16 protein-coding genes are annotated in these 14,680 nt (G+C 64.0%); 7 read left to right on the top strand and 9 right to left on the bottom strand.

Features of this window, described 5'->3' with window-relative positions:
* The first annotated feature begins 154 nt into the window (after positions 1–154).
* Positions 155–1,303, top strand: coding sequence for a cell division protein FtsZ (gene ftsZ / locus SM755_RS13735; RefSeq protein WP_323173146.1), 1,149 nt, complete (start codon positions 155–157; stop codon positions 1,301–1,303).
* 150 nt (positions 1,304–1,453) lie between these two features.
* Here the strand turns inward: ftsZ and SM755_RS13730 are convergent, their stop codons facing one another.
* Positions 1,454–2,164 carry a hypothetical protein gene (locus tag SM755_RS13730; protein WP_323173145.1) on the bottom strand — a complete coding sequence of 237 codons (711 nt, stop codon included), beginning with the start codon at positions 2,162–2,164 and terminating at the stop codon, positions 1,454–1,456.
* A gap of 132 nt (positions 2,165–2,296) precedes the next feature.
* The gene (locus SM755_RS13725; RefSeq protein ID WP_006664847.1) at positions 2,297–2,632 is read right to left on the bottom strand and encodes a 2Fe-2S iron-sulfur cluster-binding protein; all 336 of its coding nucleotides are present in this window, start codon (positions 2,630–2,632) and stop codon (positions 2,297–2,299) included.
* 220 nt (positions 2,633–2,852) lie between these two features.
* Here SM755_RS13725 and SM755_RS13720 point away from each other — a divergent pair, with 220 nt between their 5' ends.
* Complete coding sequence (locus SM755_RS13720) at positions 2,853–4,268, top strand: geranylgeranyl reductase family protein (protein ID WP_323173144.1); 1,416 nt, start codon at positions 2,853–2,855, stop codon at positions 4,266–4,268.
* A 240-nt stretch (positions 4,269–4,508) separates the two neighbouring features.
* Here SM755_RS13720 and SM755_RS13715 read toward each other — a convergent pair whose 3' ends face one another.
* Positions 4,509–5,690: a M48 family metalloprotease gene (locus SM755_RS13715; RefSeq protein ID WP_323173143.1), complete on the bottom strand. Its 1,182-nt coding sequence runs from the start codon at positions 5,688–5,690 to the stop codon at positions 4,509–4,511.
* A 156-nt stretch (positions 5,691–5,846) separates the two neighbouring features.
* Positions 5,847–7,118, bottom strand: coding sequence for an amidohydrolase (locus SM755_RS13710; protein ID WP_323173142.1), 1,272 nt, complete (start codon positions 7,116–7,118; stop codon positions 5,847–5,849).
* 184 nt (positions 7,119–7,302) lie between these two features.
* Here SM755_RS13710 and SM755_RS13705 point away from each other — a divergent pair, with 184 nt between their 5' ends.
* The gene (locus SM755_RS13705) at positions 7,303–8,025 is read left to right on the top strand and encodes a class I SAM-dependent methyltransferase (RefSeq protein WP_323173141.1); all 723 of its coding nucleotides are present in this window, start codon (positions 7,303–7,305) and stop codon (positions 8,023–8,025) included.
* A 39-nt stretch (positions 8,026–8,064) separates the two neighbouring features.
* Here the strand turns inward: SM755_RS13705 and SM755_RS13700 are convergent, their stop codons facing one another.
* Positions 8,065–8,406 (bottom strand): uS10/mL48 family ribosomal protein, encoded by a 342-nt coding sequence (locus tag SM755_RS13700; protein ID WP_006664852.1) that lies wholly within the window; start codon positions 8,404–8,406, stop codon positions 8,065–8,067.
* 109 nt (positions 8,407–8,515) lie between these two features.
* Between SM755_RS13700 and SM755_RS13695 the strand changes: the two genes are divergently transcribed.
* Both SM755_RS13695 and SM755_RS13690 read left to right on the top strand, forming a co-directional pair.
* Positions 8,516–8,953 (top strand): bis(5'-nucleosyl)-tetraphosphatase, encoded by a 438-nt coding sequence (locus tag SM755_RS13695; protein WP_006664853.1) that lies wholly within the window; start codon positions 8,516–8,518, stop codon positions 8,951–8,953.
* Between the two features lie 191 nt (positions 8,954–9,144).
* A complete protein-coding gene (locus SM755_RS13690; protein ID WP_323173140.1) occupies positions 9,145–10,194 on the top strand; it encodes a DUF5787 family protein in 1,050 nt (349 codons plus the stop codon).
* 339 nt (positions 10,195–10,533) lie between these two features.
* On the opposite strand, the gene SM755_RS13685 is transcribed toward SM755_RS13690, so the two are convergent.
* Positions 10,534–11,037: a DUF5797 family protein gene (locus SM755_RS13685; RefSeq protein ID WP_323173237.1), complete on the bottom strand. Its 504-nt coding sequence runs from the start codon at positions 11,035–11,037 to the stop codon at positions 10,534–10,536.
* A 160-nt stretch (positions 11,038–11,197) separates the two neighbouring features.
* Positions 11,198–12,490: an MFS transporter gene (locus tag SM755_RS13680; RefSeq protein ID WP_323173139.1), complete on the bottom strand. Its 1,293-nt coding sequence runs from the start codon at positions 12,488–12,490 to the stop codon at positions 11,198–11,200.
* A gap of 116 nt (positions 12,491–12,606) precedes the next feature.
* Here SM755_RS13680 and SM755_RS13675 point away from each other — a divergent pair, with 116 nt between their 5' ends.
* Both SM755_RS13675 and SM755_RS13670 read left to right on the top strand, forming a co-directional pair.
* Positions 12,607–12,864, top strand: a complete 258-nt coding sequence (locus SM755_RS13675) for a hypothetical protein (RefSeq protein ID WP_006664858.1) — start codon at positions 12,607–12,609, stop codon at positions 12,862–12,864.
* Positions 12,865–12,974: 110 nt separating this feature from the next.
* Positions 12,975–13,283: a transcription factor S gene (locus tag SM755_RS13670; protein WP_323173138.1), complete on the top strand. Its 309-nt coding sequence runs from the start codon at positions 12,975–12,977 to the stop codon at positions 13,281–13,283.
* A 93-nt stretch (positions 13,284–13,376) separates the two neighbouring features.
* Here SM755_RS13670 and SM755_RS13665 read toward each other — a convergent pair whose 3' ends face one another.
* Positions 13,377–14,147, bottom strand: a complete 771-nt coding sequence (locus SM755_RS13665; protein ID WP_323173137.1) for a methyltransferase domain-containing protein — start codon at positions 14,145–14,147, stop codon at positions 13,377–13,379.
* A gap of 28 nt (positions 14,148–14,175) precedes the next feature.
* Positions 14,176–14,565: a nascent polypeptide-associated complex protein gene (locus SM755_RS13660; RefSeq protein WP_323173136.1), complete on the bottom strand. Its 390-nt coding sequence runs from the start codon at positions 14,563–14,565 to the stop codon at positions 14,176–14,178.
* Positions 14,566–14,680: the final 115 nt, after the last annotated feature.

Here is a 14,680-nt window from a genome sequence, read left to right as displayed (position 1 = left end):
TTCGAACAGCGGGAGTAAGAGTATCTTACTCGGTTCCGGCCCCCAGTCATCACGCAAAAAACACCTGATAGGTAATACAGGAGTAACATGTCAGCCAGGTGGCTGACGTGTAGGGGAAAGGTAATTATGCTCCATGGTTTAGAAGGGGGCAAGAATGGACTCACTCATCGACGACGCCATCGACGAGGCCGAGGACGGGGAGTCGGCCGACGCTCCCGTGGACGGTCAGTCGGTCGACGAGTCAGCGAGCAGACAGACGGGGACGATGACGGACGACGAACTGGAAGACGTTCTGCAGGATCTGCAGACGGACATCACCGCCGTCGGCTGCGGCGGTGCCGGTGGCAACACCATCAACCGCATGCACGAGGAGGGCATCCACGGCGCGAAGCTCGTCGCCGCCAACACGGACGTCCAACACCTCGTCGAAATCGAGGCCGACACCAAGATCCTGATGGGCGAGGAGAAGACCGGCGGCCGCGGTGCCGGTTCGCTCCCGCAGGTCGGCGAGGAGGCCGCCCTCGAGAGCCAACAGGACATCTACGACGCCATCGATGGCTCGGACATGGTCTTCGTCACGGCCGGACTCGGCGGCGGCACCGGAACCGGTTCCGCACCGGTCGTCGCGAAAGCCGCCCGCGAGGCCGGCGCACTGACGATTTCGATCGTCACGACTCCCTTCACCGCGGAGGGCGAGGTTCGCCGGACGAACGCCGAAGCCGGACTCGAGCGCCTTCGCGACGTGTCCGACACCGTCATCGTCGTCCCGAACGACCGACTGCTCGACTCCGTCGGCAAACTCCCCGTCCGCCAGGCGTTCAAGGTGAGCGACGAAGTGCTGATGCGCTCGGTCAAGGGTATCACCGAACTCATCACGAAACCCGGCCTCGTCAACCTGGACTTCGCCGACGTGCGGACCGTGATGGAACGCGGCGGCGTCGCGATGATCGGCCTCGGCGAGTCTGACTCCGAAGCCAAGGCCGAGGACTCGGTCAAGACCGCCCTGCGATCGCCGCTGCTCGATGTCGACATCTCCGGCGCGAGTTCGGCGCTGGTCAACGTCACGGGCGGCAACGACATGTCCATCGAGGAGGCGGAAGGCGTCGTCGAGGAGATTTATGACCGGATCGACCCCGACGCGCGCATCATCTGGGGGACCTCGATCGACGAGACGCTCGAGGGGAGCATGCGGACGATGATCGTCGTGACGGGCGTTCAGTCGCCCCAGATTTACGGCCGGCCGGACGGCGAAGAACCGGTCCAACCCGAGATGGACGCCGACGACATCGACTTCGTGGACTGATAGCGGTGGATCGCTGACGAGGAACGACTGGCGATGAACTGACCGACTGGCTTGGCGGCCGGTCGATCTAGCGGTCGGTCGGTAGACCGGAAACGCTCGAGACGTCGTCGATACGAGCCTGAAGCTGATTCTGAGCGTCGCCGGGCGGCGCTAGTCTCTCATTGCGGCCCAAAACAAGCGGAGGTTTGTCCCGAGATTGGACACGAGAGCACGCGGAAATCGTCTGCGTGCGCCGGCAAGCGCCTCGTCGAGCGCGTCGGTCGCGTCCTCGAAGACGCCCTCGCCGTGGCCGAACAGTATCCGTTCGGGTTCGAGTGCAGCGAACGGCGCTCGCGGTGGGAACAGTCTGGCCCCCAGCATGACGCCAATGCGTTCGTCGCCGACCGGGTAGGCCGACCCGGACGAGAGTAGGTCCGGAACGATGAGCGTTCCGTCGGCGTCGCGGTACGCGATTGCACCCTGGTAGAGCGAGAGCGGTTCGACACGGCGGGTTTCGAATCCCAGCGTGCCGAGAACGGACTCCTCGCGCTCGATCGGGGCGTCGACACGCGCTGCGACGCGATCCATCCACTGCGGGACGTGGACGGCGACGTCGTGGCGCGTCGCGATAGGGCCGGCGTCTCTGGCGTGATGGCTAGAGAGCACGGCGACGCCAGCGACCTCCCCGAGCTCCGCGATGAACTCGTCGATCCCGGGTGCATCGACGGGATCGACAAGCCAGACCTCGTCGCCGCCAGTACCTACGAGCGCGTGGCTTGCCCGCTCCCCATCCTCGTTCGGATGCGCGATCCAGCCGACACCGCCGCGCCATCGATCGATTTCTCGAAATCCCGTTGCAGATGACCGGTCGTAGGCGGGCATACACGCCGCATCTCTCTTCACCCGTAGTAAGGTTTGTCGCTCACCTTCGATAAATCAGCGTTCAAATCAGTGCAGACGATCGGACGAGGCCACTCGCAAGGAAGGAATCAGATCTGTTCGCTCCGATGCGTCTCAGTCATCCGCTGCAGCCGTCTCGCCCGCACCGCCCGCCTCGAGTTCACTTTCGATGCTCGGCGGATACTCCCCGCGGTCGAGTTTGAGATCGGATTGGGGGCGGGCCATACAGGTCAGTGCGTACGACTCAGCCTCCTCTTCGGTGAGCCCGCGAGCCGCCGGCTGGGTGACCTCGCCCTCGACGATTTCGGCCGAACAGGCCAGACACATGCCGACGCGACAGGAGTACTCCTGGGCGATTCCTTCCTCGAGACACCGGCTGAGAATGGTTTCCTTGTCCGAACAGGTGATCGTCTCACCCGTGCCGACGAACTCGATCGTGTAGTCAGTCATACGAGTAGCTACGAAGAACGGCACTAAAACTCTTTATTACGCTTCTGTCCTCGTTGATGGGACGAAACTCGCGGGATCGAACCTGTCGTCGAGCGAATGCCGGGCGGTTCGGACGCGAAACGGGGAACGTGGAAATCCGTCGCTGGGACGTATTTTGACCCCGAGCAGGGGACGGAGAGACCATAAAACGTTTTCTTACCGCGGTGTCCACAGTGTTGGTATGAGTACACAGGAACAGTCGGCTGCCGCGTCGACCCCCGAGGGTACGACCCACTCGCCGGATGTCGTCGTCGTCGGGGCCGGAACCGCGGGCTGCTATGCGGCGGCGACAATCGCACGCGACGGCTACGACGTCGTCGTCCTCGAACGCAAGACCGAGGACGAAGCAGGCCACATCGCCTGCGGCGACGCGCTCAAGGGAGCCGACGCGTTCCCCGAGTCGATCCCGAAGTCCCACCTCGAACCCGCGTTCACGAACACCGGCGTCGATCACGGCCGCTTCGAGATTCCACAGGAAGATACCGTCCTCGAGATCCCAATCCCCGGCGAACTGGCCGTTATCGACCGCTGGGAGTACGGCCGCCGGATCATCGATGGAGCCGAAAACGCGGGTGCCGACTTCCACTACGATACCGTCGTCCAGAACGTCACCCAGGAACCTGACGGCGGCCCCGTCACCGGCGTCGAAGCCGTCCACAAGGGCGACCCGCGCACCTACGAGGCCGAAGTCGTTATCGACGCCGCGGGATCGCTCTCCGTGCTCCAAGACCACGTCGATTTCTCGAACTCGACGTTCGACACCAACGTCGACTACTCGCACTTTTGCTCGGCCTACCGCGAGATCGTTCACGTCGAAGAGCCGGTCGAGTGGTCGGATGCGCTCGTCTTCAAGCCGACCGAACGGGCCGCAGGCTACCTCTGGTACTTCCCGCGAACGGAAACCGAGATCAACGCCGGCCTGGGCTTTCAGATGACCGAAGAGCCGATGAAACTCGTCGACGACCTCAAATACGATCTCGAGAACCGCGCCGAGTTCGACGGCGCGGCGGTCGACGACAAACTCGGTGCCGCACTGCCCACTCGCCGGCCGTACGACTCGGCCGTCCACCCGGGCTACGTCGCCATCGGCGACGCCGCCGGCCACGTCAACCCCACGACGGGCGGAGGCATCGCCGGGGCCGCCTACGCCGGCAAGTACGCCGCCGAAGCGATTATCGCGGGTCTCGAGGACGGCGATCTCGGCGAGAAGGCCCTCTGGGAGTACAACGAGCGCGTGATGGACCACTTCGGCGCGCGCTACGCCGCGCTCGACGTGTACAACATCCTCTCGACGGCCGTCGACGTCGACGAGTTGATGGGACTGCTCGCCGCGATGCCCGGCGAGAAACTCGCCGAGGCACTGTACTCTGGGAGTACCAGCATCGGCCCGAAACTCGCCCTCGAGAGCCTGCTCAACAGCCGCGGCCACTGGGGCACTATCTGGAACCTCTTCCAGACCAAACGCCGCGCCGACGACCTCCTCGAACTCTACGAGCACTATCCGGATCACCCCGCCGCGCTCGCACACTGGCAACAGCGCCGCGACGAGCTGATGGAAGCGGTGTACGAGACGACCGGCGCAGATCCGAAGTACTAGCAACGACATTTCACGCTGGATCCGTCGAGCTGGTGGCTTCGCCACACGGCGCAATGTCTCGGTAACAGCCGATAAAAAGCACTCCCCCTCTCGTTTCGGGTGCACAGAGCGTATTCCACGTCAGTCATCGGTCCGCCTCGGCGTCGCCGTTCGCGGTCGAGAACGTACAGATAGTCTGCTCTCCCCGGAGTGTGAGCTTCTCACGGTGTTCGATGCTCTCCCGGCCTGCGACAACGGATTTCACACGTGAGTGCGGAGTCGTTCGATTCGATTTTCGGTCGGCGGGTGCGTTCCCAACAGTTTCCGGTCGATGAACTGCCGCGTCCGATCGAAAAACCGGTGTTCCTCCCACGGAGGCGGTACGATCGAGAACGCCGCACCCGAGTCGTGGTGTCGGAGATCTGCTGCGGGACGGTGCTCGAGTTCAGTATCAAGTGTCTCGAGAGCGCTCGCCAACGAGGCAGGATCGCCGGTGATCGCGACGCATCCCTCGTCCGCGCAGTATTCGCGGTATCTGCTGACGATGGCGACGGACCAGCGGACCGCAGCGAGGACTGCCCCGGCCAAGATCATGATGGCGCCGTGCTCGTACCGTTCAACCATTTTCCACGCATACGCCGCCGGCACCGAGAGGATCGTCACCACTGCGGCATCTCGATTCTGGACGTGCGCGAGTTCGTGTGCGAGGACGGCGTCGAGTTCGTCGGCCTCGAGTACGTCGACAAGTCCGCGCGAAATGACGACGGTCGAACTCGTGGGGCGGTAGCCGGCGGTTGCGGCGATCGGAGTCGACGACGTTCCGAGTACGACCGTCGGCGACGGCACGTCGACCTGCCTGGCAAGGCGGTCGACGCGAGCCTGGACCGCTGCCCGTTGGGCCGCAAGTTCGACCGCTGGGTCCTCGGGCACGCGGGCAGAGTCCTCGAGTTCACGGAGCGCGGCCGCGTCGTCGGTCCATTCGCTGTAGACGACCCGTGTGAGGAGGGCTAGCACTGCGAGAACGCCGACCACGACTGCTGTCTGCTGGAGGTTGATCGCCGCACGCCAATCGGTGGACTCTGCGACGGCGAAGCCGACAAAGAGTCCCACAACCAGTGTGAGGAGTGTCGCGAGGGACTTTTGCCACTTCATGAGTACTTGTGAGGACAGCAGCCACTCACCGACGGATTCGACAGCGTCGGCGACGCCGTCATGAGCGATCCGATCGGAAAGCGTCCGATCCGGATAGAGCCACCGTATCGGTTTCGTAACGGCGATCCAGCCGGCGTACACGCACGTGAAGACCAGTCCGAAGATGAAAAAGATCGCCAGCAGCGTCTCGAGTTCGAGGTACAGATATACGACACAGATCGCAACGATGACGAACTCAACGGCAAGGATGGTGAGTTGGCCGAGTGTGACTAAGATAAGTGCGACAGTCATTCGAAGCCAGAGTCCGAGCCGGAATCGCGTCAGCTGGATCACCGACACGTCACCTCGGCCGGGTCGGGCCAAGCGGTGACTGTAGTGAAACGCACTGTCAGATATCTATACTGGTCGGATTATAATAACATTCTGGAATAACAGGACCGGAAACGACTACCGCTCGCTGCTGAGCCGTTCGATCGCACCAGCGAGCACAGCCACGCCGTGCTCGAGGCTCTCCTCGTCCACGTCGAACGTCGCGGTGTGATGACCACCGGGGTGGTCGGTCCCGATACCGACGTAGCAGGCGCTGCCGCCGTTGTCCTGAACCGCCTGCATCAGGAACGTCGCGTCCTCGCTGCCGCCGAGTTCATCTCGTTCGAGGACGGTTTCGACGCCCGCCGTTTCGCTGGCGACATCGCTGACGACGGAGACCAGATCGGCGTCGCTGGTCGCGCTGGGAGCCTCGGCACCGAGTTCGATCTCGACCTCGCAGTCGTGCATGTCGGCGGCGCTGTTGAGCACCTGGCGGGCGTTCGAACGCATGTACTCCATGAGATCGGTCGTCTTGCCCCGGACTTCGGCGACGATGCGGGCTTCCTCGGGGATGACGTTCGCGGCGCTGCCGCCCTCGACGACGCCGGCGTTGATCCGCGTCGGGCCGTCGCTGTGTCGGGGGATGCTGTAGAGGTTCTGGACGGCCGTCGCCATCGCCTGGACGGCGTTGCGCCCCTGCTCGGGGTGGCCGCCGGCGTGGGCCGGTTCGCCGGTGAACGTGGCTTCGAGGTGCGAGACGGCGAGGAAGCCGTCGATGCCGGCGACGATTTCGCCGGTCGGGTGATCGAGGCCGATGTGGGCGGCGAGCAGGGCGTCGATGTCCTGAATGTGCTCGCTCTTGGCCATCGACTTGCCGCCGCCGATGACCTCCTCGGCGGGCTGAAAGAACACTTTGAGCGTGCCCGAGAAGTCGCTCTCCGCGATAGCCTCGAGTACCCCCACGCCGATGGTCGCGTGAGCGTCGTGCCCGCAGGCGTGCATCGCGCCGTCGTGTTCCGAGCGGAATCCCTCAGCGGCGGGGACGTGGTCGGCGTCGTCAGACTCGGGTCGCGGGAGACCGTCGATGTCGACCCGCAGGCCGACCGTCGGTCCCTCGCCGCGTTCGAGGACCGCGACGGCTCCCGTGTAGCCGCCCTCGAGTTCATCGAGAACCGATCGGTCGATGTCGTACTCGCGAGCCTGTTCGTACCAGTCGGCCAGTTCGGCGTCGTCGGGGACAGCCAGCCGATGCTCGCCGGCGAGCGCGTCCGGGCCGACGTGGAGTTCGTCGAGTTCGAATCGAGACTCGAGTTCGGAGACGATGCGAGCGGTCGTGTAGAACTCGCGCCAGGCTGGTTCGGGTTTGCGGTGCAGGTCTCGCCGGAGTGTGACGAGGTCGCTATCGACCATAGCGGACTATTGTCGGGCGGTGTGAAAGGCGTGCCGACCAGTCGCGGTCGCGTCTCGTGGCGTCGGTCGATCACCGAGTTGTCTCGCTGCATGGATGGCGTCGTCGGTTGCGGTCACAGACGGTGTGTCTCGATACCGATGCACACCTAGCGTTAGTACCGGTGGCGAGTGAACTCGAGGTGCGATGTCACCAGATCCGTACGGCCGCGCCATCCGGGATCGCGTTCGGGGCGATCAAACCGAGCCGCTCATCCATCGAGACGGGCCGGAATCCGGCGAGCACCCCATCGGCGAGTTCTACCTCACGCCGTTCACCGGTGAGGGCGCAGACGGGGAGTGGATCGAATCGCGGCTGGAAGGACCGCTCCTCGATATCGGTGCGGGGGCGGGACGGCACGCGCGATACTTTCAAGAGCGGTTCGAGACGGTCGCCATCGAGGTGAGCGAGCACCTCGTCGAGACGATGCGCGAGCGCGGCGTTCGCGACGCGCGGCGCGCCGACATGTTCGAACTCCGGGAGTCGTTCGACCGAAATCGGTTCCGATCGGCGCTCGCACACGGTACGCAACTCGGCCTTGCGGGGTCGATGCAGGGACTACGGCGCTTTCTCGGAGACTTGGCAGTTGTGACCGCGCCCGAGGCAACGGCTGTTCTGGACTGTTACGATCCCACGGTCGCCGGCGCCGAGACACTGTGTGGGTACCGTCCCGATCCGACGCCCGGTCTGGCACACCGAGTATTGCACTTCGAGTACGAGGGTGAGGTCGGCGAAACGTTGCTCTTTCGGCTGTTCAGTCCTGCACGAGTGCGCGAGGCCGCCGTCGGGACCGGGTGGCACGTCGCGGAGATACGGCACGAATCCGGTGAAAATCAGGCCCATTACTGGGCGGTATTGGAGAAGCCGTAGACAGGAGAAAGCACGCACCCGTGGATCGACCGGGTGGGACTAGTTTCGGTTCCCGCGGCCTGCACCGTGAATCTGCTCGACTTCGGCCTCGATGTGAACCGAATCCGGAAAGTTCTGCGAGGCGATGTTACGGGCGAGGTTATCGTGCCCGTGAATCTCGAGTTCGCGAGTGAACACCGTGTAGTCCCACGAGTCGAAGCGGCGGTCGTCGTCTGCGTGCAGTCGGCAGGGCTGGGGGACCGATAGTTTCTTCGGCGGATGGGAGTGGGGACCCTTCAGGGCGGCACCCTTCCGCTCGGCGGTGGTTTTGATGTCGTCGACGATACCGTCGAGGGCGGCGCGATCGCCGCTCTGGAGTGTGAGACGGGTGACGAAGGTCATGGCTCGTAGTCCAATCGTCCACGGTCGGTGCGTAAAAACCTGCTGAGATACGTCTATGCGCGACGAACAGTCCGATATTCTCTTAACGTCGCATCTATTAGCACTGATAATGGCAGTCGAAGCTACGAGCGCAGGCGCGATCCTCTTCCGCGACACGCGGGGCCGGCGCGAGTATCTTCTACTCAAGAGCCGCCCGGGCGACTGGGAGTTTCCGAAGGGCGGTGTCGAAGGAGCTGAAGAGCTACAACAGACGGCGATCCGCGAAGTAAAGGAAGAGGCAGGTATCGATCAATTTCGCCTTCTCGACGGGTTTCGCAAGGACTACGATTACGTCTTCGAGGCGAACGGCAAGACGATTCACAAAACCGTTCACCTCTTTATTGCGAAGTCGTTCGAGGCGAGCGCTGAACTCTCGAACGAACACCGCGACCTGCAATGGCGCGACTACGAACAGGCAGTCAACACCGTCACACAGGACGGTCCACGAGAAATCTTGGAGGACGCCCACGAGTACTTAGACGAAATCTTGGACGAGGACGAAGCGTAAGCGGTCCCCGCCCGCCACTTGTGCGGTAGAGAGCGGCTGGACGGTCAGCGTGGGTCGGTAAGCGCGCCGCTCGGCGGTGACTACCGTTGCTTGACGACGACCGTTGCTGCGACGAGACCGGCGATGCGTTTAGAACCGTCCTCGCGAATCGGTCGAGCAGCGTTTTTCTTCCCCCGCGTCCAACGGCGTCCGTGAGCACGGACACTGCCGAGTTCAGCTTCGAGCTACGAACCTGCCGATGGGCCGAACGCGAGTGGCCACCGGACGAACGCGAGACCGACGCGTATCCGCTCGTCGCCCGACAGCTCGGAACGAAACGCCGCCGCTGGGACACGATCGTCCTCGAGTGCGATCCGAGCGCCCTTCGCGAGCGCGCGAAGTTCGGGCCGAAGCGACTCGACAGTGATCTATTACACGTCGTCCGTAACGCACCCCGAGCGTGGACCTATTATCGCGATGCGCTTCCCGACCCGGGGTACCCGTGGCGGTACGTCCGCGAATCGATTCACCGCGCCGCCGACCGTGACATTCTGGACACGCGCAAGCGGGGCAATCGAATCCAGATCCGCCGCAAGTGGTCCTACCCGATGTGGGTCGAGCGTATCGTCGCCATCGAGAACAAACCCGATCTGGATGCGAGCGCCGCCCGCGCCCTCGCCTCCCAACTCGAGTTCGACATCGGCATGGCGCTTGCGGACGAGGTCTGGGTCGCCACCCGGCAAACCGACGGCCGCGTCGAACCCGTGCTCTTCGAGGACCTACCGGTCGAGGCGGGCATCCTCGTCCTGAACTCGGTGACGCTCGATGCCGAAATCGCGTGGCATCCCCGCCAGCTTGCGGTCGAGGAGCCGGGAACGCGGATCGTAGAGCGCCCGAGCGGCGGCGATCGCGACGGGTCGGCGGCTCGCTTCGAGTTCGCTGATCCGGACGCGAAAGCCGAGACGAGACTCGCGATCGCCGAGCGGGCCTACGAGCGCGGCTGGCGGTCGTTCGTCGAGACGATGCGACCGGACTGTCGACGGTTTACGCTGCGCGAGGATGGGACACAGCTCGTGCCTTACTGTACGGCGAAGGACTGCCAGCCGACGGGGGCGGAGTGCCGCGGATCGTGTTCCAAGTTCGAACCGGAGCCGCCGGCTTGGCGGACGCGCGGCTGGCCGATCGAGGGCGGTCCCGGAAAACGGTGCCAACAACTGCTGGCGGCGCGACGGCGTCGACGACGGCCGGGACAGAACCACTAACGGCCGGTACCGACCCAGGGACCCACTATCAAAATCAGACGTAGACTGTCGAACTCGGATCCCGATTCGAATTCAGATTCAGACTCACACTCAGACCGTCGACTAGCAGTCGATGAAAAATCGATCACGAAGGCACACCCGCCTCTGCCGGCGGCCGCAGTACACAACTGAAAGTCGACTGTCCTATCGGGAGTGCTGGAGATACGTTGCGAGTAGATTCGGCTGGACAGTATCGACTGTGGTGCACAGACGCGATCGCACGAACCCGCTCCAGGCGAATACGCCCGACACCCGATCAACAGCGGCCCGTGCTACAGAGTCAGTGACCGAACGCAGCTCTCAGTCGGCAACCTCGACGTCGATCTCGTCGCGCGAAACGGCCAGCCGAAACGTCGGCACCGTCCGGTACTCGACCTCGACGACACCCTTCCGGCGCAGACTCTGTAACCCAGACCGAACGTCCTCGGCGTCGGGATCGACGCTGAACTCGTCCCGGAGCGCGTGAAGCACCGAGACGACGCTCTCGGACTCCTCGTCGGGACCGGCCAGCACGTCGACGATCTGGACCTGGAGTTCGGGAACGCGAACGCGGGAGGGAACGCCCTCGTTCTCGGGGTCGCTCTCAATACCGGGTTCGACATCGACCAGTTCGGCCGCCTCGGCGGTCGCGCGGATCAGACTGTTGTCGTCGCGAAAGTAGTAGTCGCCGAGTTCGTTCTCCAGATACTGGTGGACCTCACTGCCGCTCTCTAACCCCCACCGCTCTTGCAACTCGGCGTTTTTCGTCGGCTGTAACTCCACTACGTCGGCCAGCCGTTCGCTGGCCTCCTCCGAGAGCGTCATCGTCGAAGCGTACGGGGATGCGGTACTTTTGCGTTGCGTCCCGATTCCAGCGCTGCAGTGCGGGTCGTAGTGGCGCTGGCGGTCGGTTTTGTGCCGGTTTTGTGCCGGTTTCGTGGTGGTCATGTGTCGGTCCCGTGGCGTCGAATCAGATCGGTCTCGGTCAGTCGTCGCCGACGACCGGAACCGGCCGGGTGTGTTCGAGGGTTTCCTCGATCTGCGTGTAGACCAGGATTGCGCCGAGCGTGGCAAGCACCGTCCCGAAGATAAACGGCACTTCGAAACCGAACCCGACCAGTGCGCCCGAGGAGAGCGGGCCGATGGCGATGCCGAAGCCGAAGGCCATCGTCAGCACCGAGAGTTTCGAACCCGACTCGCCTTCGCCAGCGAGGTCTCCCGCGAGCGCGAGCGACGGTGCGAAGACCATCGCCCCGGCGACGCCCTGCAGGAGGCGGGCGACGAACATCGTCTCCGAGGTCGGGACGTACCCCTGTGAGAGCGTCGTCGGAATCAAGAGGAGCATCCCGCCGACGATGAACGGACGGCGACCGTAGCGGTCGCAGGCGCGGCCGATCGGCGTCTGGAGCAGGACCTGGGCGATGATAAACGCCGCAAACTGGAACCCGAACCAGACTTCCCCCTGTTGGAGATGCTCGTTGACCTGAATCTGGATGGTCGCAAAGAGCGCGATCGACGTCGCCATAAACAGCGAGGCGACGCCGAGCGTGAAGATCGGATCAAGCAGGTGCCGGCCGGACTGATCCCGGATCGGAATCGAGAGGTCCGCACCGGCGTTCGCTCGCGTCGTCTGCGGGTCGGTGATCAGCACGGTCACCAGCAGGAAGCTGATGACGGCCGTGATCGTCGCGATGTAGAACGCGGCATCGAAACCCGACACCGTCAGTTCTCCGATCGGAAGGCCGTACGGACCCGCGTTGACGACTGCGGCCGCGACGACCGGTCCGGAGCCAAATCCCACCAGCCGGAAGGTGTTGTAGACGCCCATGTTTCCGCCGCGGTCCTGCGTCGTCGCGAGTTCATTGACGAGCGCAACGGACGCCGGAATGATGAACGCGACGCTGACACCTTGCAGTGCGCGGATGACGACGAGCGAGACGTACGTTTCGGCGAACAGATAGACCGCGTTGGTCGTTGCGAGGCCGGCGAGACCGATCAGCACGAACCGTTTTCGGGCACCGGTTTGATCCGAGAGACGGCCGGTGAGCGGCTGAAAGCTGCTGTTGAAGAAACCGAACAGCGAGAGGATAACGCCGATGATCATCGACTCCGACAGGCCGAACGTCGTTCCACCGACGATGTCGCTTCCGACGTAGAGTGGGATAACGATGACCAGAAACGAGTTCCCGATTCCGTCCGCCATGCGGGCGAACGCGAGCGCGAGCACTCGCCGATCAACGGCAAACTGCGCAGCGACCAGTCGAACGAGACGTCGCATTGGTAGTGACGTGTGCCCCCTCGACCGATTAGCGTTTCGAACCGAAATGTCCTCGCGAGTGAGCGTCACCGCCGCTGATGGGGAGGTACAAGCCGGTAGACGGCGTTTTGTCTCCCATGGTATCGAGACTCAAACTGAACGAGATCGACGCTGCGTTCGAAACGCTCACCTACCCGGTGACGAGCGACGACGCGGCGGACGAGTTCAGCGACACGACGCTGGTGCTCGCCGACGGCGAACGGAACCTCGGGTCGCTGCTTCGGCAGCTGCAGACCGACCGCTTCGAGACGGCCGATGAACTCGAGGCGGAGTTACACAACGTGTTGCCCCGGGAGGCGGTGGGCGAGCCGTTTCAGTCGGAAGGAGAGGGCTGAGGGGGTTCGGATCTGCAAGGACCTGCGAGACGCACGGGGAGACGGGCCGGTAGCCGTCCCGTATCCAAACGGGTGGCTTAAGTCGCTCGACCGCCGTAAGCCGGACAACAATGGAGTTCTGTGACGAATGCGGTTCGATGATGAAAGCTGAAGACGGCGTCTGGGAGTGCGGTAATTGCGGGTTTACGAAACCGAAGGGCGACGCGGATCAGTACACCGTCACCGAAGATCAGGAGGCGAGTGAGGTCATCGAGTCCTCGGAGGAGACGTCGCTTCCCGAGACGGATGCAACGTGTCCGGAGTGTGGCAACGACCGCGCGTACTGGTACATGCAACAGATTCGCTCGGCCGACGAATCCGAGACGAGATTCTTCATCTGTACCGAGTGCGAGCACAAGTGGCGCGAGGACGACAACTAACGGGATTTTACGTGCGGTCTGTCGCGTCTTGCGGGAGCATAGCTGTCGCTTCGGATGTGTCGCCGGTTCCGGCCGTGACGGTGCAAAAAGACGCTATTCGTTCCGCGCGATCGTCAGATAACCCGTGTGACCCACGGGGGCCGTCGAGGGTCGGGAGCCGCGGTCGTCGAACTGCATCTCGCGTTGGATCGTCTCCCGCGTGCGGATGTTCGCGAGTTCGGCCGCGCGGGCCGCCTCGACGACCTCGCGGGTCGACTCGATGAACGGGCTGTAGACGGCGACGAAGCCGCCCTCGACCAGCAGGTCCGGAGCGTGCGGAACCACGTCCGCCGCATCGCCCGTGTCGAGTGTGAGTACGTCGAACGACGAGCGATCGAGGGTCTCGAGTTCAGCGGTCAGGTCACCGGTTCGAACGTCGACGGCGTCCGCGACGCCGCCCAGTTCCATGTTCTCGCGGGCGACATCGGCGAACTCGGCGTCGCGCTCGTAGGTGACGACCGACGCGCCGGCCCGGGCCATCGAGGCTGCGAGCACGCCCGTGCCGGTGCCGGCGTCGAGGACGCGGTCGCCGCGGGCGATCCCCGTCTCGCCGATCACCAGCCCGATGTCGCGGGGGACCATCGGCGCGCCCGTGCGCTCGAAGTGATGAAAGAGGTCCGGACCGCGAAGGCGTCGCACCTGAAACGCTTCGTCGAGATGCGTCTCGACGGTGTCGCCCGGCTCGACATCGGCGGGCACGTCGAGGATGCCGAGGTCGGTTCCCATCTCCTCGCCGGGCTGGACGAGGAACTCGCGGTCGCCGCGCACGAGGAGGACCGGCGACCGATCGGACGGCGCAGCCGTCCCGCTGGCAGGACCGCTCACGCGTACTCCCCTCGCTGCACGGGTCGGCTCACTCGAGGTCCTCGACCGCCGCGGCGAGGTCGCCGTCGTTCTCCTCGAGTGCGGTTCGAGCCTCGTTCTCGCTGACATCGGCTCGCATCGCGACGATCTCGACGTCGTCGTCCGGGATGGACGAGCCACCGTCGTCGGTGTCGGTGTCGGCATCGCCGCCGGCACCGCCGGCCGAGCCGGACTCGACCTGTTCCGGCGAGCCGATGATCTGGTAGGTCTCCTGGCCGCGAGCATCAATCTTGGTGACTTCGGCGTCGTTGAAGACGAGATCGTACTCGTCGGTGCGAATGATTACCTCCTCGGCGTCGACGTCCTCGGCGTCGATCCCCATCTGCTGCATCATCTGTTCCATCTTGCGCGGATTGAGTCCGCCGCCTCCTCCGAACATACCCGACACGTCGCCACCCGCGACCTTTTACTTTGTCGTTCCACCTGCGAACCGTCCGTTCCCGTCACTGCGCCCGCTCGCGCACCGACGGTGCCGACGATCGATGCCAGTATCG

The organism is Natrialba sp. PRR66 (assembly GCF_034808065.1).
Lineage (GTDB): Archaea > Halobacteriota > Halobacteria > Halobacteriales > Natrialbaceae > Natrialba > Natrialba aegyptia.
Note: the sequence above shows the minus strand (reverse complement) of the source record. Positions and strands in the feature narration are given on the sequence as shown.